At 58.3% G+C, this 18611-nt stretch carries 18 protein-coding genes; 11 read left to right on the top strand and 7 right to left on the bottom strand.

Going from position 1 to position 18611, the window contains the following annotated elements:
- The 5 genes from BN32_RS25750 to BN32_RS23050 all read right to left on the bottom strand — a co-directional run.
- On the bottom strand, positions 1–1729 hold a 1729-nt coding region (locus BN32_RS25750), incomplete at its 3' end, for a putative bifunctional diguanylate cyclase/phosphodiesterase (RefSeq protein WP_156947016.1).
- Positions 1730–2513: 784 nt separating this feature from the next.
- Positions 2514–3377 (bottom strand): polyamine aminopropyltransferase, encoded by an 864-nt coding sequence (gene speE / locus BN32_RS23035; RefSeq protein WP_019200111.1) that lies wholly within the window; start codon positions 3375–3377, stop codon positions 2514–2516.
- A complete protein-coding gene (speD, locus tag BN32_RS23040; protein WP_051488587.1) occupies positions 3374–3832 on the bottom strand; it encodes an adenosylmethionine decarboxylase in 459 nt (152 codons plus the stop codon). Before speD ends, speE begins: the two co-directional genes overlap by 4 nt.
- 96 nt (positions 3833–3928) lie before the next feature.
- A complete protein-coding gene (locus BN32_RS23045; protein WP_019200109.1) occupies positions 3929–4135 on the bottom strand; it encodes a hypothetical protein in 207 nt (68 codons plus the stop codon).
- 44 nt (positions 4136–4179) lie between these two features.
- Positions 4180–4875 (bottom strand): MgtC/SapB family protein, encoded by a 696-nt coding sequence (locus BN32_RS23050; protein ID WP_019200108.1) that lies wholly within the window; start codon positions 4873–4875, stop codon positions 4180–4182.
- Between the two features lie 724 nt (positions 4876–5599).
- Here BN32_RS23050 and BN32_RS23060 point away from each other — a divergent pair.
- The 9 genes from BN32_RS23060 (at position 5600) to BN32_RS23100 (ending at position 13910) form a co-directional block, all read left to right on the top strand.
- The gene (locus tag BN32_RS23060; RefSeq protein WP_019200106.1) at positions 5600–5791 is read left to right on the top strand and encodes a hypothetical protein; all 192 of its coding nucleotides are present in this window, start codon (positions 5600–5602) and stop codon (positions 5789–5791) included.
- 479 nt (positions 5792–6270) lie between these two features.
- Positions 6271–6450 carry a hypothetical protein gene (locus BN32_RS27040; RefSeq protein WP_152343752.1) on the top strand — a complete coding sequence of 60 codons (180 nt, stop codon included), beginning with the start codon at positions 6271–6273 and terminating at the stop codon, positions 6448–6450.
- Between the two features lie 799 nt (positions 6451–7249).
- Positions 7250–7735, top strand: a complete 486-nt coding sequence (locus BN32_RS25755) for a GreA/GreB family elongation factor (RefSeq protein WP_019200104.1) — start codon at positions 7250–7252, stop codon at positions 7733–7735.
- Between the two features lie 153 nt (positions 7736–7888).
- Positions 7889–8401 carry a PTS sugar transporter subunit IIA gene (locus BN32_RS23075; protein ID WP_162161335.1) on the top strand — a complete coding sequence of 171 codons (513 nt, stop codon included), beginning with the start codon at positions 7889–7891 and terminating at the stop codon, positions 8399–8401.
- 1160 nt (positions 8402–9561) lie between these two features.
- The gene (locus BN32_RS23085) at positions 9562–9987 is read left to right on the top strand and encodes a GreA/GreB family elongation factor (RefSeq protein ID WP_162161336.1); all 426 of its coding nucleotides are present in this window, start codon (positions 9562–9564) and stop codon (positions 9985–9987) included.
- Positions 9988–10483: 496 nt separating this feature from the next.
- Complete coding sequence (locus BN32_RS26525; protein ID WP_082773487.1) at positions 10484–10678, top strand: helix-turn-helix transcriptional regulator; 195 nt, start codon at positions 10484–10486, stop codon at positions 10676–10678.
- A 1190-nt stretch (positions 10679–11868) separates the two neighbouring features.
- The gene (locus BN32_RS23090; protein WP_040427525.1) at positions 11869–12138 is read left to right on the top strand and encodes a hypothetical protein; all 270 of its coding nucleotides are present in this window, start codon (positions 11869–11871) and stop codon (positions 12136–12138) included.
- A 135-nt stretch (positions 12139–12273) separates the two neighbouring features.
- Entirely contained in the window at positions 12274–13224 is a 951-nt protein-coding gene (locus BN32_RS23095) for a DUF4357 domain-containing protein (protein ID WP_019200096.1), read from the top strand.
- 362 nt (positions 13225–13586) lie between these two features.
- Positions 13587–13910, top strand: a complete 324-nt coding sequence (locus BN32_RS23100; protein ID WP_019200095.1) for a hypothetical protein — start codon at positions 13587–13589, stop codon at positions 13908–13910.
- A 9-nt stretch (positions 13911–13919) separates the two neighbouring features.
- On the opposite strand, the gene BN32_RS23105 is transcribed toward BN32_RS23100, so the two are convergent.
- Both BN32_RS23105 and BN32_RS23110 read right to left on the bottom strand, forming a co-directional pair.
- The gene (locus BN32_RS23105; protein WP_019200094.1) at positions 13920–14144 is read right to left on the bottom strand and encodes a hypothetical protein; all 225 of its coding nucleotides are present in this window, start codon (positions 14142–14144) and stop codon (positions 13920–13922) included.
- A 471-nt stretch (positions 14145–14615) separates the two neighbouring features.
- Positions 14616–15221 (bottom strand): hypothetical protein, encoded by a 606-nt coding sequence (locus tag BN32_RS23110; RefSeq protein ID WP_019200093.1) that lies wholly within the window; start codon positions 15219–15221, stop codon positions 14616–14618.
- 144 nt (positions 15222–15365) lie between these two features.
- On the opposite strand from BN32_RS23110, the gene BN32_RS23115 reads away from it, so the two are divergent.
- On the top strand, positions 15366–16976 hold the full coding sequence (locus BN32_RS23115) for a hypothetical protein (protein ID WP_019200092.1): 1611 nt from the start codon (positions 15366–15368) through the stop codon (positions 16974–16976).
- A 17-nt stretch (positions 16977–16993) separates the two neighbouring features.
- Positions 16994–18220, top strand: coding sequence for a hypothetical protein (locus tag BN32_RS23120; protein ID WP_019200091.1), 1227 nt, complete (start codon positions 16994–16996; stop codon positions 18218–18220).
- Positions 18221–18611: the final 391 nt, after the last annotated feature.

The following is an 18611-nucleotide window of genomic DNA, read 5'->3' on the forward strand; positions in this document are numbered from 1 at the left end:
CGCTCCTGAATTGCGCGGCCGACAGATTGACCGCTACTTTAATATTCTGCGGCCATGACGCAGCGTCCTGGCACGCCCTTTCCAGAATCCATTGTCCAAGCGGCTCCATGAAGCCAGTTTCCTCGGCAAGCCAGATAAATCGATCCGGCGCCATGAGGCCCGCAACCGGATGGCGCCATCGAACCAGAGCTTCCGCACCGCAGGGCCGCGATGTCTTGGCATCGAACACCGGCTGATAGTGGAGTTCGAATTCATTTCTGGACAGTGCAGCTCGCATGTCGTTGGCAAGCTGGAGACGCGAGGTAGCGTCCTTGCTCAACTCCTTGTCGAAGAAGCTGAAACTGTTGCGGCCTTCGGATTTCACCCGGTACAGCGCGAGATCGGCCTTCTTCAACAATTCTCCTGTATCGGCCCCATTCTCCGGAGCGAGCGCGATACCGATACTTGTTCCTATCGCCGTATTGTGACCGTCCAGATCGAAGGGTCTGGAAATGACTTCAAGCAACCTGATCGCCAGAGCGATCGCTGCCTCGCGCTGATTCGTCTCGGCACACTGGACAATCGCAAACTCGTCGCCGCCGAGCCGCGCCAGGATTTCGTTTCCACGCAACGAGTTCTTCAGGCGAAGCGCCAACTCGACGAGCAGCCGGTCTCCCGCGGCATGCCCAAGCGTATCGTTGATATACTTGAAGCCGTCGAGATCCAGCATGAAAACCGTGAAGGCCTCGCCTTTCTGGCGCAGCCGCCCCGCGGCTTCATCCATCTTCTCCTTCAACACCGCGCGATTGGCGATCCCGGTCAAAGAGTCGTGGCGAGCCGCGTAAGAAATCCGAGCCTCTGCCAGCTTTCGCGCCGTGATATCGACGCGGATCGCGATATAGGCGATCGGTTTGCCATTCGGCCCGAGTTGCGCGGTGATGACTGTATCGACCCAGTAAAGCGAGCCATCCTTTGCCTTATTGCACAGCTCGGCGCGCCAAACCTCGCCTTTTCCGATCCGGCGGTACATCTCACGAAAGACGGCCGCGGAATGATAGCCTGAGTTCAGGATACGATGGTTCTGTCCCAGCAGTTCTTCGCGGCCGTATCCGCTGATCTGACAGAAATTGTCGTTCGCATAGGTGATGCGCCCCTTCAGATCGACAACCGCGACAATGACCGCCTGATCCATGGCGAACTGCATCTCGAGCAGTTCCTGCCGCGCCGCATCGGCCCACGCTTCCGTCAGGTGGATGTTGGTGATGTCTTGGTGTATCTCGATCAATCCGCCGTCTGGCAAGGGCTGCCTGTTGATCGCAAATACGCTGCCGTTACTCAGTTCATTGACGACATAGCTTGGCTCCGGCAAGCCCGCCCCAGCGAGGTGATCCGCCACGTATGCCTTGACATCATACGCACAATGATGCGCCGCAACATGCGCATCCAGAATATCAGACAGCTTCGCTCCCGATTTCGTCCGTTCAGGAGCGAGGCCATACATCTCGCCATAGTGCTTGTTGCTGACGATCACGTTTCTGTTCGAGTCGAACATGCACACCCCATGCGGCATGTTTTCGAGAACAGTCTCGAGCAGCTTCTTCGATCGCGCGAGCGACGATGCGCTCAATGCAAGCTTCCGGGTTTCAACAATACGAATGGCGATAGCGGCCAGCGACAGAATCGCCAGCGGGATACCGATCCAGGTCAGAGCGAATGCCGCTGCGTTGAGAAATGTACTGAATGGAGACAAATCTTTCGACCTCGCGTTTGCAGAGGAAGGCGCCCACTTGATCTTGCGTTGTTTCGGACGGTTTGGAAAATTCGATTACAATTCGGAGAAACTGACGATTTAACGATACCGAAAACCTGAAATCTGCCTGCACAGATCCGGGGGCATAGCATTGCTGCCGCGAACTGATATTGATTTTGATTTAAGGTTCCGTACTGACGAACTGATGTAGATTGTTAATCTAGATCAATCTTTCGGCCTTGATGAGGAGCGCACCGGTTCGTGGCGGCTGCGCCTCCAGAGTACCACCCGCGGGGGCCTGTCATCAGCCTGTTGCTGGTAGAGCCAATCGTGGTGGCGTTACCGAGCGGGCATATCCTGGCTCGGAGCAATGGCAACCTTGGTTCGACGGACAGTCCTCTATCGACATCAAGGCGCAACAGCAATATTGGCTGCTCCCCAAAAAAGGGGCTTCAAACCTTCGCAATCAATGTTGCGATCGTCAGGCCGCGCGAACCGCACCTACGAACTTGGCGACCTCTTGCTTGAGGCGATTGTGATCTGCGACAGTAACTGCGCCAATGCCAGCACCTGTGATGATATCCGCAGGACAACATCACCTTCGAGGACGCTCGCCCGAGCGGTCGTTGGGTCCGCAGTTTTGTTCTGAATGGTGGCAATTTGGCGCGCCATTCAGAATAAAACTGCGAACTCATACATGATTCAAATTGTCCTGGTCACCCCCGACGCGGGCTTGAATCGCAAACTGACCGCCGTTGCTATCACTCCCCGAAACACCTGAGCATCAGAACGAGGCCTGCTGGCCGACGGTAACCATGTCGCGGCCTCCCCGCAACAATTCAAACGCCGCCCGGTGCGTCCCCGGCTCATAATACCTGGTCGTGATTGCCTGCTTTTCGACACGCGCACGGATCGTCTCAATACATGGCGATAGCGAATCACCTGCCAGCGACGCGCCCCTGAGGGCAATCATCCCCATCGGATAGCTGGGCACCGGAGCAATGTAATCCTGCAACTGCCTGAACACTGACATGAACGGCCGTGCGTCAGCCTCCGTCGATTCAGTCCGAAACGGAGGTGAACCGCTCTGGATCACGATCATTCCCGAGCTGCGAAGCCGTAGGAAACACCTCTGATAGAATTCTTGGGTAAACAGTTTCGCTGCGGCCCCAATGGGATCGGTCGAGTCAATCAGGATGAGATCGAAGCGCCGCTTTTCCTCGGCCAAATATCTGTAGGCATCATCAATCAGAATATCCGCGCGATCGTCCAGGAATGCACCGCCGGATACCTCGGGGAAGAAACGCCGCGACAGTTCGACGACCTCGCTATCGATCTCAACCATTGTGACTGAATCAACCGGATGCTTGAGCGCTTCTCGCAGGCAGCCGCCATCCCCGCCTCCCACGATGAGAACGTCTTTGACGTCGCCGTGAGCGAACATCGGAACATGCACAAGCATCTCATGATAAATGTGATTGTCCCGCTCGGTGACCTGGATTGCGTTGTCGAGCGCCAGCACCTTTCCGAACACGGGTGTTTCGAAAATCTGGATCTTCTGAAATTGCGTCTGCCTTTCAAGCAGGCAATCCGTGACGGCGATACACTGGGAGAATCCTGGATAGAGCTGTTCCTGAAACCACTTCATTGCTGAATCCCCCGCCGGTGCTCACTGATCGAAATGAACTCGGGCCGCAGCGCGTCCCTCAACACTTGAGCCGCCTGATAGGGATGGGCGCCACCACACATGAATATGTCGGCGGCCGCGAATGAATGCTCGGGCCAGGTATGAATCGAGATATGGCTCTCCGCCAGCAAGGCCAGACCGGACAGCCCTCCGCCACACGTGAAACGATGGAAATGAAGATTGAGAAGGGTGGCGCCGGCGGCATCCACCGCCGAGCGGAATGCCTGCTCCATGGCCTCAACATCATCCAGCGACCGGGCGTTCCACAGATCGAGCAAAAGATGCGTGCCCGCAAAACGGAAACCGTCGCGCACAACCGGCGCGCCCGCATCGAACGGAGGTATTGCACCTTTTGCCCGTAGGGTCTCCCGGTCATCAAACCCAATGCGTTCGGTAAAGTTCAACGTATCCTGCACATTTCTCTCCTGTGATAATCCCGGATTTTGTTGCGACCTGCGCTGCAGGCGGGTCAGGGAAGCCCGCTTCATCCAGCATTCGCGCAAGCTGCTTGCTCACGTCTTTGCTTTTTGTGATTTGCGTCGCATGGCGAGCGAGCGACGGATCGAAGCGCGGCGAGGCTTCCGCATCTGCATCTTTGTGGGCGGTGCGCCCGAAATCGCAGCCCCTGCCATGTATGATGGAGGATCGCTGGCTGGGAATGACGACATCGCACCCTCTATGAAAGAATCCTCGGTGGTGACAATCAGATCATTCTTCATAGACGAACCTCCACGATTGATGACGTTGGAACGCACGCGCGCCTCTACTCGTTGACGGGCACAATCCTGAACTCCAGGATTTCCCTCACCCCTCTCAAATGCCGCGACAGCTTCTCGGTATTGCGAAGATTCTTGCCCTTGATGATCATGCGGTACTCGAACGTCTGACCATCGTTCATGAGATGCTGCGAAAGATTCGCGATCTTGAAGCCGTGGGCTCCAATCAACTCATGCACCGAGGCTTCCGTGATCACATTTTCACGTTTGAACTTGATCTTGTGATCGACATAGAATTCGCGCGGCAGATATTTTTCGAGCGCACGGAATCCAGAGAGTACGATCAGCGTGACAACGGCTCCAGCAATTGCTGGAACGTAGAATCCGATTCCTACAAGAATGCCGATCGCTGCGGTGACCCAGATCGATGCCGCCGTCGTCAGGCCACGCACCGTGGGGCTTTCCTTGAAAATGACGCCCGCGCCGAGGAATCCGATCCCGGTCATGATGCCCTGCGCCATGCGCGTCGGGTCCGTGCGAATTGCACCGGCGGGGACATTCGTAACCCACCCGGTCTGGAATACGGTAACAAGCATCAGAAGCGCGGACGCGACGCAGACGAGCGTGTGGGTCCGGAAGCCGGCAGGGCGACCGTGAAAACTCCGCTCGAAGCCAATTGCCGCGCCGATCGCAGACGCGACCAGAATCCTCGTCAAAATGATCACCGTTTCGTCGAACATCATGCCTCATGTCTTACCGCAACAGCGCCGCTCAACGGCACAAGCGCCGTCAACTGGAATGCAGATGCGATGCCAGTTGTCGGCGTCTTGATGTCATCAACGATTGCAAACAACGGCGGCAGTGCGGCTGTCAGTCCAGAAGTCGCGGCGTTGCCGGATCGGCAACTTGGCTTCCGACCCGAAGGCGGACCGCGATCAGTTGAAGGCTCCCGACGCCGCCAGATACAGAAGCGTGACGCCACAGATGGCGAGCGCCGACAGAACCATTAACAGGGTGTCGAAATTCTTCCGACGCGGAGTCGCTACATGCGCCGACGTGTGCGTGCTACGCATAGTCGTGATCCTTTGCATGAAATAGCGATGCCAAACGCTCTGGAATTCCAGAGGTTCGGTTGTCATGGATGCGGATGCAGAAGCACTGACGTGCCGATCCGCTCAACGAACGCTGTATTGGGAATGGAACTCTCGACCCCGGGCGGCTTAAAGCCTGCCCGGGTCACCTGCCAATTTGCAGGCAGCCCGCGCGATAAATACGCTTTTGATGATGGGCCAGAATGCTCATAGCGTTAAGGTGGTGGGATTCAGAATTAAATCAAGTCAGCCGGCGAGCACCGCGCCGTTTTGCCGCTGCACGTTGCTTCAGGCCTGGTCCCAACGACCGCCATTCGCAAATTCATCCCAGCCAGAAACGCAGCATCGAGATTTTCCGTTCGCGGCAGGTATCTAGGTGGCAGCATCGGCGATCAAGATCGCGATGATTGAAAACCTGCTGTCAGAACATGACATCGCGCTAAACGTCATTGCCAAAGGCAAGCAACTGGCCCTGACGAAAATTTCAGTTGTTTGGCGCAACGTGCCGGCATCACCGAAAGGACAATTCTTTCCTCGCGAGAAAATGGGATCAATACATCTCGTCTGATCGACGCACGCAGCGGACACCCGCCCCGTTTCGATCATGCGATCGAGTAACGGTATTGGTCACGTCATCCGACTAAACTGTTTCGTTAGTCGCCGCTGCGGCCGAATGGCACAAAGTGCATGGGAACAAATAGAGATGGAACGAAGCGGAAACGGTGCTATGAACAAACGTTTTTGCTCGACCGACGCAGTAAGGCCGTCTCAGTTGGCCGGCCACCGCCGGGTACGGTCCTCATGCCAGAAACTACTTTCCCACGGCCAAGGCTCGCCATCGGCTTAAACACGAAACCAGGACGACCAGAACGAAACGAAGTGCCCAGTCATTTCGCCAGCCCACGTTTCCTGCACGTCAACGCGAACGCCATTTTAGGTTCTCACAGGTTTGACGTTGCGTTCCATGACCTGAAGAATAAGCTTAATCCTTCCACGCTGTAGTCCATTCACAATTGGAATTCGCTCAGATTTTTGTCGGAGGAGAAAATGACCCGAATTTGTAGCCTGCCGTTTAACGAAGAACCGCGTGAACCTGCCACAGCAGAAGAGGGTCTTCGCATGATTAAAACCTTTGAAAGCATCCCTCGCAAAAGTGATCGTGATGCTGTCCTTTCCTTCGCTGAAAGATTGGCGCAGTTTAGTTTCAAACTCGATCATATCCATTGATCGGCCGGCGTAACTTATTTGCGGTTCCCAATGGAGGGCTGTGTCTAACGAAACCCTGGCGGCCTCAAACCTTCTGCGCGTTATGGGCCGGCGCATTCGAAGAAGGCCAAGCCGCCCCGTGCCGCATTGTGACCGGCTCCGAAACCAAGACCTTAGGACCACGACAGGTTGAAATCTGCAACTAGGTCTCATCCGACGACCTAGTCTTTTGACAAAATTCTTCAGGTATCAAGGTGCTTCGTAATCGCCTCGCGATCTCCACACGCGGCAGGTATCTAGGTGGCGATTTCCAATAGTTGCATCGACGGTCAAGATTGACTTTTCTTCATCAGACCATAGGTTTTGCGAATGGTCCGCGATTCACATTGTTGGCAATCACATTTGCGCGCTGGTCAGTTCCTGTCAGGACGCTGACCCGGCAGCGCGCACGTTCGCGCTGTCCGGGATAGACTAAGAACCCAACTCCAAACTCTTGATCCAATCACGCATGTGGCTTCAGCCACAAGGCATTGGCGTGCGAGAATCCGGCGGCATCGTCATTCAATCGATGTTGACGCCTCAAGCATTCTCGCCTGCTGGAGCCAGCAACCGGCGAAGGGAGGAAAACACCATGAGCGTCATGATCTGCGCGGCACTGCTGCTCACAGCCTGGGTCGCATTTGTTTTCAGCAGGTACAACCTGGACCGAAGAATCCCGTCAGGCAGCGCACGTCCCCCCCGCCCGAAGCGAGCGCCGCATCGCTGGTACCGATAGCTATGTCGAGAGTTTCAAAGATCGCACCGACGCGAGGAGAGTAAGATGAACGTCGTCCACTGGGCCCCGCCTCCCCTGCATATCTGGGTACCCGACTTGCAGCGTCTTCAGCGGCTTGCCGATTCAGCAGAAAGCGCCGGTCATCCCGCCGCATATTTCCTGCTTTCGGAGCTGAACCGCGCCAATCCCTATGATGACAGTGAGCCGCCTGCATTCGCAGTCTCCGTCAACAGCTGGGTGACATTCTACGTCGACGATTCGAACACCGTCCAGCGGCGGCTTCTGGTTCTGCCGGAAGATTGCGTCGATGCCGGCACCCAATTGTCTGTGTTGTCGCCAATCGGAGCGGCCCTCGTCGGACTGCCTGAGGGTTCGCGCATGCCGTATGTCGATTTTGACGGTGAAATAAAAGTTGTGACCGTCAAAACTGTTCGTGCCAATAGAAAATCAAGACAACGAGAAATCACGGCCGCAATATGCACCGCGCTTCTCTTGATTGTTTGGATCGCGCTGGCAAGCATTTACAAATGACCTGCGAACTTGATTCTCGTGTGGGTGGCATTTGTGTTTCGCAAGTGCATCCAGATCGGAAGATTGCACGTGCAAAGCGCGTGCACCGTCCAAAAATGGGGCATGTCACCCCAGCCTCTGACGAGCGCTGGGGACGTCCGCATGGAGACCGCTATGATTGAAAACCTGCTGTCGGAACATGATATCGCGCTGAACATTATTGCCAAAGGCAAGCGACCGGCCCTGACGAAAATTTCAGTTGGTTTGGCGCAACGTGCCGGCATCACGGAAAAGACAATTCTTTCCGGCCTTCTCGCTCGCGAAAAAGTGGGATCAACCGCCTTGGGTAAGGGTATCGCCGTCCCTCACGTCCTGCTCAATAATCTCTCACATCCGGTCGCTTCATTGACGCGGTTGTCCGCGCCGATTGACTTTGACGCGCCGGACGACAGTCAGGTCGATCTGCTTTTCGCGCTGCTCTGGCCTCGGCGCGACACCCAGCAGTTCCTGCCAACCCTGGCCAGCGTCTCCAGAATGTTTCGCAGCAAGTTCTTGCGCGAGGCGCTGCGTGAGGCGCGCTCACCTGCGGAAGCCTATGCAATCATGTGTCTTGAGCCGATGCGTTTCACGATGGCCGCTCACTCCAAAATACCGCGCAATACTCGCGCCGCTATTCCGACGCAATAGACCACATCCAACGCAGCCACGGCGATGCTCACAAGACGTCTTGTCTTGATCGACGCGCGCAGCAGACATCCGACCCATTTCGATCATGCGATCGAGAAACGGTCGGCAACGTCATCCGGCTCAATTCATCCGATCTCAGAAAGGCATCGCCTCCAAGTACAAATCTGTCTCATTTGCAGAGACTAAAGCGAGAGCGACAAATTGGACGCTTGTCGCACTGTTTCTCTACTGCGTGCTACTTAGTGCATTCGCTGCTGTGTTCGCAGCTACTGTTGCAATGACACCATACTGGCTCTGACCTGAATGGTGAAATCGTTCGTTTTCTGACGCCAACCTCGCAGGCCCAATGACACTGGCGCACGCTATCTGACTCCGTCCGCAAGCTTTCGCGAGAATTGATGTAGGCTCTAGTTGCAGTGGGCTGATGAATCACCAAACCAGCAAAACAATCACGACATCTCCAACATCGATAACGTCATCACAGCTACAGTGACAAAAGGGTGCGCTTTCCAGCGCAAGGCTTGATTATTCACGCGGCTTCGCCAAATGTTGCTCATGGTCACCTTTCTGCTTCACCGAATAATTTGTTGTCGAGCGGACCAACTGCAAACGGTCCCCACGCCCCGGCCGGCCTGAGGTCATCCGGGGCGAGACTACCTATCTACTACATACGAAACCGCATCATCCGCCCGCTCTGCGTGCCGGAGAGCAGCTCGTTGCTTCAGAATCAGTAATCGGTCCGACGCCGCTTCTGCGGATGCCGAACTTTCTTCTATCTGGGTAGCGAGGAGACAAACAGTGATCGAACCCATACTCCTCACGCCGGACATGTCGTCAAAATCTGACGCCTTCGCGCGTGATTTCTCCGGTCTATTTCTTGCTTACGGCCTTCGTCATATGAACTTGGCGACCAGTAACACGTTGCAGTCTTTTGAACATGTAACTCGTCTCCTGCATGCGAACACACATTCCGAAGTCATAGAACTATCCCATGACTACTGTCAGACGCAGATGGACATCCTGAATCGCCATGCGAGCTGCACCACCGACTTTATCTGCGAGATCACCCTTCAGACTGCGGAGCCATTCAGATTAAAGGCGATTCTCCCGTGTAGCGTCGTTCTTTGACATACCTCACAAGACAGATGCAGGAGCCACTCATGCGCGAAATCCTCCCTCCGATCATCCTGCCGTTACAGGATCACCTGTGTCTTGAAGCACTCGTCGCCGACGCTTTGAGAGATCGGCATCCTGTGAGTTCGTTCTTGATGTCTGAGGTCGATCGCGCCCACGTGTGCGATGACAGGGACGTGCCGTCTGATGTTGTCCGACTCAACAACTGGGTGACATATCGCCCAAGCAACCATCCGAGGAGCGAAAGCAAGGTACTGGTGTTGCCGCAAGACTTTAGCAACGAGCGGATTCATCTATCAGTGTTGTCGCTGCTGGGCGCCGCCGTTCTTGGGCTGCGCACAGGCGATCGGCTTCAGTTTCTCGACTTCAAGGGTGACTCCACCCTTGTCGCCATTGAAAGCATAGGGGTGCAGCCTGATGCGTCCGCAATATTGTCGATGCGCCAGGGGTAGGTACCGATATTCGGGGGCGTTTCAGGGAGCGCGTCACGGGCCAGTTTGGTGGCTCAGGATCATGTTTACCCAGCTCTTTAGAAAGAACCCGGAATCGATCCCGGCCTCGATCAGCCGTTCAGGCAAGCCTTCCGATTTAAGACTTTCAGTTAGGTTTTCCTGCATCAAACCTCCCTTTGAGCCGACCGGTTGTACCTAAACTCACACTTGCTGGCTGGGTGACGTTGTATGGACTAAGCTAAACCAACAAAAATCTAGGCGCGCTTGAGCAGCCATTTGGCGGTGTAGAGTTTTTGTCATGCCGCAGCCAATCGACTGCGAATCCTTGATCCTGAATGAACATGCTGTAGTCGGAGGATCTGAAACGTAGCAGGTTAGCTGTGGTGTCGATCCCATCACACCATCTTTCGAGAAGACGGTTCAAGGATTCCGGAGGAGCCGCTATAGAATCTGAGTCCTTCAATCCGAAAAGCGCTCGCAATACTATCAAGATAATCTGGGCCGGAAGGTCGAGGAATTGAGGCTTTCCTCGAAATTGTCCCAGACGGATTTAGCGGACGAAGCCGAAACCCGTCGGGCCCTGATCAGCGAGATCGAGCGAGGAGAAGCGAACCCGACGCGCGACACGATCGTAAGCATCGCAATGGCGTTGGGCGTCAACCCAGCCGAACTCTTTGACCAACCGCGATGAGAAATTCGCCTGACTAAGCGAGGCAATCCGTCTCCACGTTCCGGTGGAGACGCCGCAAGCTTTCCATGCATGCCGCCATAGCTTTGACGCACTTTTGTGTACATTAAAAACCTACATTCGTATTTCTATTGGTCACAGCAATCGTGAGCGTGAGCGATGCGGCTTTCCCGCTAAAATATCCAAACATCATCGTTATCGCATTGCCGAGCAGCGCACAGCGTGAATGGCTGCTCAATCGGGCCCGTCATCATTGCGACGGACCGTAGCCGAATCTTGCTTACGAGCGAAGTTGGCTCATGAGCTTTCGATCCTGGGAGGATTACGCCAATCCTGCTCGTCGCAGGCAACTGTAGGAGCAGGCGCTGGGGGCATAGCGATTTTTCGCGAGCTACCACTGCGGCGATCGACCTAGAGCTATGTTTTGGCTTCGGAGCGATTGGCGTGGCACGGTTTTCAGATCGTGCCACAGAGATATTATTGCAGAGCCCCTCTATCGTTGGCCTGATCACGAAACGCATAGCTCGTTGCCATACGCAGGCACGCGAACTCATCGCTGCGAACCAACAGACAGTCGAAGCTGTGACACTTCGATTGGAACAGACAGGGTATCTGGATCGTGCTGCGATCGACGAGCTTCCGAAAACGTATCCCGTGCGCAGCTCGAAAGCTGATCCGTCCGATAAGAGCGATGGAGGCTGCCGATGATAAGTATAACTGTGGCGATTCTTCCGGGAGGATATGCCGAGATTCGGCGCACCATCGGCCTCGTGCATCTTGCCAATCTGTCCGATCTGGCCCGCCGAAACGACCGCTGGATGAGATCGTCGATCAGCAAGTCCGCTTGCCGGAAGGGAGGCGTCGGCTCGCACCGTTTACCTGCGCGGCCATGACCGCTCTACTAGGCGACGTCCTTTGCGGCGGGTGGTCAGTTTCTGTTCCGCTTTCCAAGCCCGAACCATAGGGGCCAAGTCCCAGTTCACTAGATTCGTCGCGACGCAGCGCGCTTCCAAGGGCCTCGACACGCGACGTACACCCTCTCTTACCAGGCGGCACTGGTCGCGGTGCGGACCGACGGAGAACGTGGCGCTCGCGCTGCGCAACAAGAGCCCTCTCTCCGGAGACGCCGTACGCGCAATGTTCGAAGCCACCTCGTCAGGAAAGTGCGGTCCGAAACATGAGGAGAAGGTTACATGCTGAAGGTGACGATCGATTTGATACCAGGAGGATGCTCTGCGCCACGCCGGACGATCGCCACAATGTGTATCGCGAACGAAAGCGACTTGGCGGATCTTTCGGACTATAGCGTCGAGGCGATGGAGGGGCCCAACCATCTCACCGGCGATCCCGCGCGCAACAGAGCATGCATGGTGCTTGCGCACGATCGTCGGCAGAGCGTCTGGATCCTGCTGGAGAAGGCCTGCGCAGAAATCGCAGAAGCGGATTTCGTTGAACTCTCGTAGAAATCGGCCAGCCATCCGATCGAGCGCCCCAAGTGGCTTCCAGCTTCGCCACTTAGTTAGACCCGTCCGCGACCGAAAGGACTGGGACGGGAGTGATCCACGGCGGCCTCCCAAACTCCCGGAGACTGAGCACCGATGTCCATCGCAACCAATGCCAACGCTTCCGACACTCCCTCGACGAGCATCCTGCATCGTCCCTTCGGAGGCATCACCGGGTATCGTAAGATTTCCGATCGCGCCAGCCGCGTGGGCGTCCAAGCGTTCCCCATCTCGATGGTCCAGCAGTTATCCGCGGCAGGGCTGCTCGCCACGCCCGGTGCTTATGTGCTCACGGACAATCGCACCGCTTATGTCGGCGAGAGCATTCGGCCTGCCCGTCGCCTCGCCGACCATGCCGCGGACCCGCAGAAGCGGGCATTCGCGCGCGACGTCTTCGTCATCGCGGGCTGCGACGGATGTGCATTCGACAAGGCGATCGTGATGGATCTTCAGTTTCGTCTCACCAATCTTGCCGTCGATGCCGGGATTGTCACGGTAATGAAGGGGACGAACCCGACGGACTTGGATCTTCCGGACGCCGATCGCTCGACGCACGACCGCATCTTCGGGGACGCTCTCCGCCTACTCTACGACGCAGGTTGCCGTTTCTTCCACCCCACAGAGGATACCGTTGTCGGGCTCAAGGCGGAATCGTTCTCTGCAGACGACATGACGGATATCGCCGATGCCGGCCCGATGGAGATCGGCGTGACGACAACGCCCCTCGGCGCCGAGGAGTTTGAGTTGAACTATGACGATGTCTGGGCTCGAGGCTACTGGTCGGCTGGCCACTTCATCGTAGCGGCGGGCTCCGAGGTTCGCACCCAAACGAACGGCTCCGTCAACGGCGTCACTAGGGCTCGCAGGGACGAACTATTCCGAGCCGGCGTTCTGTCCAGTATTCCAGGTGTCGCTGATCGACGCCGCCTGATCGCGGCTCTTGCATTCCCGTCGATCTCGATCGCGGCGAAAGTCATCTGCGGCGCGCACACGGCGGGTCGCTGGACGCCGCTGACCCGTTCGCGCGCTGCGATCCTGGCGGCGTGAGGGAGGGCATCATGGTTCACATCGGCAGCATATCATCACCGTGCCTGCGCTTGCGGGACAGCATGCTTGAACCGCCGGACATCGTCGAGTTTTATGTCGCTGCTAAGTTAATAGGTGTTTTGGCGACTGGCGGGACCTACCTAGTGGAGGTGATCAAATATCGGTTCGGCAGGGCGTGGCCCCGGCGAGGCTTGGCACCATCAGGCGTGGCAAAGGCGGGAGAGCCCGTAACAGGGGCTGCTCCATTTGAAATCAACCGACTGAACAGCTCCGGAAGGACCAATGCTGAGACGATCAACAGTGACGTCCGGGCGACGACGGAAAGATTGTGTCGCCCTACTTGCATGAGGAGGGCTTGCGAAATGACCGACAAGCGGCGCGACCGCGTCGCCCAGCGGCCGGACCCTGCCGCTTGGGGTGAAGACGAACTCATGAGTCTTGGCGAAGCTGCCCGTCTGCATTGGCCGGACGGGCCGATAAGGGAACGCACACTTCGCACCGCCGTCCGCGACGGACGGCTTCCGATTTCCATACTGGCCGGCAAATTTTTCGTTACTAGGCGGGCATTGGCGGCATTGTCGAATTGCGAGCCGGCGCCGACGTCGCGCCCTGCGCGGGATGCCGAAGCCACGACGGGCCGCTTCGCGGACGACCTCGCAGCGGTCCGAAGCATGCGCGGCCGCTAGGCGACACCGCTACGGGTTGCGGGCGACGGCATCGAAGGTATCGATCGTGACGATCCTGATCCGGACCAGACCCGAAGCAGAACCGCGCGGTTGCATGGCGAAGCCCGCTTTCCCAATGGGCTTCCGCCAGTCCGGCGGATCGAAGCTGATGGCTGCCTTCATTTCGCGGCCCGCCTCCGGGATCGCGAAGCGCGGATGCCGCTCCTTATCGTTGCACGCGGCCGAAATGAGCATGAAGCGATGTTTGTCACCTCCAGCAGCTCGCGTTCTCCGCCGCCATGGGATGCGGCGACGATTCCCGGGAGCCCGGTCAGTGATCGAGAAGAATCACCTGCGGAGGCGGACGATCGAAGGCGCGTAGCGAAGATCACGGACGAGAGGCTCGCCGACAAGAACCCTACTGACGATCGAAACGGGGCACCTCGCTCGGGCACGGTTTCAATCCGGACTAATGATAACGTTCCAATTTCTGATCCCTTGCCGTTCGCGAGCTATCGAATCGACCACCGTCGGAAGAGGACCTCTGGCGTTTACCGCGCCGAGGTCGGCAGCACCCGGCACACCGTCGGTTATCGGCGATGTCGCAAGGCCGCCGTCGCCTCGGAAAGATATATGGGTGGTCCTGCGATGAAGGATTCGCCGCTGCCGGGATCGCCTTCAAACGGAGCCTGCCTCGAAGGCATGATCCGGTGTCGGTTCCGAGGATCACAACGATGCGGCGACCTGCTCGAGCGCGCGCAAGGAGATCGCGCGCGTCGTGGTCATTCGCACACCCCGATATTCCTGCATGAGACGGGCCTCGTCGTAATAGCCCTTGGCCAAGGATTCGGAGGCGAAGGTCCGTTGCGTGTGTCCGCCGCCCGGGAGGAAATGACGCACCGTGGCGATCCGCGGGCGTTCCTCCCCGGTCGCCCCGTCCACCCAAGTAAGTTTGAGGCAGGCTTCCGCCAGCACGTTCCGGTGGCCGGGGAACTCCGGTGCGCCGGAAGGGGGCCGGAAGCTGTCGCCGACACGCAAACGCTCGATCAGCCACTCGAGGTGCCGGTCGAGGGTAACCGCCGCTCCGGAAAGCATCTTCAACCCGGCGAAGTCCCGGTAGGTCGTGGCCGCGTTCGCGGCGTAGGCGCTCCCGGCGACAGCGATCACCAGACCGGCGGCGTCCCGCGCAGTCATGGCCGCGGCCCCCTTGCCATGGCCCTTGAAGGTGATCGCGCCAGCCGGCCTCACGTGCTTCAGATGCAGAAGGACCGTCTTCTCCGCCAGTCCGAACGCCGCGGCGACCGCGCGCGCCAATTCGACCGATGTCGCCATGCTCGCCCCAGGTTCGCGACTCCGCCTCTAGCATTAACCACTTTCCCGGGACGGTTCAACGGACAAATTGCGCTTTTAACGGGTGGACGCCATATAGCGCCTACAAAGGCAGATTTTATCCGTTGATGGAAAGCGCGAGGAACCGTGAGCAAGGGACCGTACAAGAGAGAAAAGGATACGCATCTTCCGTGGCCCCAGGACGCCTGGGGTTCGAGAAAGCTCGACAGGCTGTTCCTTAACGAGACCGGCCTCGATCCGATCAGCCTCCTGCAGAAGCTCGACAAGGAATTCGATATCGGAGGGGCCGTCCCCTACCTGACAATCCGCGGTGTCGAACCCGGAAGGTCGGCGATGATCGTTGTCCGGAATACGTGGGACGGGAGCGAGAAGTCGACCGGCGTTGCGGCCGACGGCATGACGGAAGCGCAGGCCAGATTGCATCCCACCGCGCGAGCCGAACTCGTCAAGCATGCGGCAGAAAAAGTGCTTCGTCTGCAGGCCCGTCACGCGCCCACCACGATCCGGTACTCGCGCATCTTACGCTGGTGGCTCGATAAACGACTAAAGCGTCGTGGCGCCGCAAGGGACAAGCCCGAAGCGATCCTCGATCGAAAGCGCGGAAACTTCGCCACCCAGGATACGGACAACCGGGACGGCCATCGGGTCGAGACCTGGATGGAATTCCTCGAGGAGCGGACCCTCGCTTCGCACACCGCCAACGTCGGCGACAATTTCAACGATTGGTTCCGCAAACACCTGGTGGAGGCCGGAGCACCGATCGTCGGCGATCAAGTCAAGGGAGGGCAGGACGGCACGGTCGCGAACTATCACTCCTGCCTGTCTCAGGCACTCGGCGAGTTCGCCGAGGAGTACCGGCTGGCGGTCCGGCTCAGCTTCAATAAGACGCGTGGCGAACAGGACTACCAGCAGAAGCTCGCGGCCGGCATCACTTGGACTGACATCGTCAAGGTGGTCTTCTTCTGCCTTGGCTACCATTGGAACGGCGATGGATTCGCCTGGGAATGGGTGGAACGCAACGGAAAGATGCGTCAATGGCCATTGCGGCTGTCGGGCAAGCAACTGGCCGAACACCTCGCGTTCTACATGCCGGTGATCCGTCTCGTGATGGTCTACGTCATCACTGGGACGCGATTGCAGCGCATCGCGCTGCTCGGCTGGGAGAAGCACGATACCCGAGGGTGGATCGATCTCGCCCGACGGATGATCATCCGCAACGGCCGCCTCGGGCCCGACTACGAGCACAAGCCGCGTCGCCCATCGCGGCTGCTGCGGCCGGCGGTGCGCCTGTTCGCCCGCTGGTTCAGAGACGACCAGGCGCGGCAGCGCGCCGAAGCGTGGGACGACGTGGAGGACGGCGGTTTCTATGTCGTCCACGACGGCTGCGGCAGCCGGGTCGACAACATCGCATATCGCGCCAAGAAGGCGTTCGTCGCGGTGGGTATCCCGAATCGACGACACGACCTCAAGGCCTCCGCCGTCGGCATCTTCTGGGAGGCGGGTTTCGGCCTCAGCCGCATCGGACACCTGACCGGCAACGACCCGGTGGTGATTAAGCAGCATTATCTGTTCCTCGAAGCGGATAGCGAAGGCATGACCCGGCCTAAACCCGACGAGAGCAAGCTGACGTTCCTTGGCTTCATGGATCCGAAAAAGCTCTGCCGGCGGCTTCCGCGCGCCTCGCGGCCCGGACCACCCCCGCCGAACCCTCGCCGCCAAAAAAGCGTTTGGAAATGAGTAGCGGACGGCCAAGGATGACGATGCCCCGCCTGGCGCCGTCGGTGCATACGCCGCGCTTCACGCGCGGCGACGTGCTCGCGACGATCGATCCCGACACCTGGATCAATTCAGGATACCGGACGCTCTTCTATCGACGGATGTGGGCGGCGTTCGCGGCCTTGGCGGCCTGCGCACGGATCACGCCGAGCCGGGCCACAACCTTCACGCTCGCCCAATACGACACGGACCAATTGAGGGCGGCCACGACGTGCGGACATTCCTATCCGGTCTTGCTCCTCCCCGTCGTCGTGGCTGCGATCGAGCGCTACCTGAAGCTGCGCCGCAAGCTCGGCGGCACGGCGCTGTTCGTTTCGGAGGACGGGTCGCCGCTCGACAATTCGACCGGCAGGTACGCATTCCAGCATCTCGCCGCCCAGTACGGTCTGCACGGCGGCCAAATCCTCGCACGACTGTACGGGTTCTTCGACCGCTGCTTCGTCGAGGAAACCGATCGGGCCGCCATCATGGCGCTGCGCCACCGCCGCACCGCGAACGACCTGGACGTGCCGATGTCCGAAATCGTCGCCGCGAGGGACGACCACGAGCGCCTTTGGAAGGTGCTGAATCGCCGCCACAAGCTCGCGGGCGAGGCCGGAAGATGGATCGGTGGCCACGGCAAGGCCAAGATCGCGCGCGAGATGCGCCTCTTTAAACCCGTGCGCTCGAAGACGCCGATCACGAACTTCATGCGCACCGATCCGGTGTGCGCCTCGCTTCTGCGCCAGGCCTGGACCGGACGAAAACTGAACGCACAGCGCGCCATGCTGATCGAGAAACACCTCCCGTACCTGTCGTTGCTGCGGGACCGCGGGCTCCTGACGACCCGGCAGATCGCCTATCTGCTGAACTGCACAGCCGACAGCATCCGCCTCCGCCTGTTCGCACGCCGGCGCGCCGCCGAAACGCCCGCGGAGCGGGAAGAGCGCGAACGGCTCGAGCGGTTCTGGGACGTGCGGATCCTGGAGCTTTACCGGGAGCGAACCGACGGCGAGACGCCCGGCGCCTTCTTCGAACGGGTGAGGAAGCCCGACCCCAGCTACCCGTTCGACCGGCTCCGGCTGCTCCGAACCCTGCAGAAGGGCGGTGTTGCGCCGGCGCAGCTCGCCGCCAAGTCCGGGAAGAGGCCGCGAGCAAAGACTGCGAAAAGTCGAAAAAACGAGTCCGATGGTGGAGGAAAGCGAACGGTATCGGCCGCCACGTGATCGCTCAGGAGGGCAAAAAGTGGCGCAAAACGGTATCGGAATGCATCAAAGCGTGCCGAAGAACGGCTTTCGACGATCCCTTGGTGCCCGGAAAGAGACGTGGATTCCACTTTGTTCTCAACTGCTTGACAACAATGGGCTGCGCTACGGTGGAGGGGAAACCTCGAAATCCGCCGGCAAGCAGATGCATGAGAACACATGGGACCGAGCGTAACGCGCTTGATCGAAAAGCACGTGCGTTCAATCTCGAAGAGCAGATGCGTTGGCGTAAACAAAAGGCCGTCGCGGAATTGGAAGCCCTCGCAGGGACCAGGTACTACGATCCCGAACTAGCAAGCTTGTGGATGAGAAGTTCGAGGCGTGAACTTGGGGGAATGTCGCCGGCGGAGTT

Origin of the sequence: Afipia birgiae 34632 (assembly GCF_000308295.2) — a bacterium.
In the GTDB taxonomy this organism is placed as follows: Bacteria; Pseudomonadota; Alphaproteobacteria; order Rhizobiales; family Xanthobacteraceae; genus Afipia; species Afipia birgiae.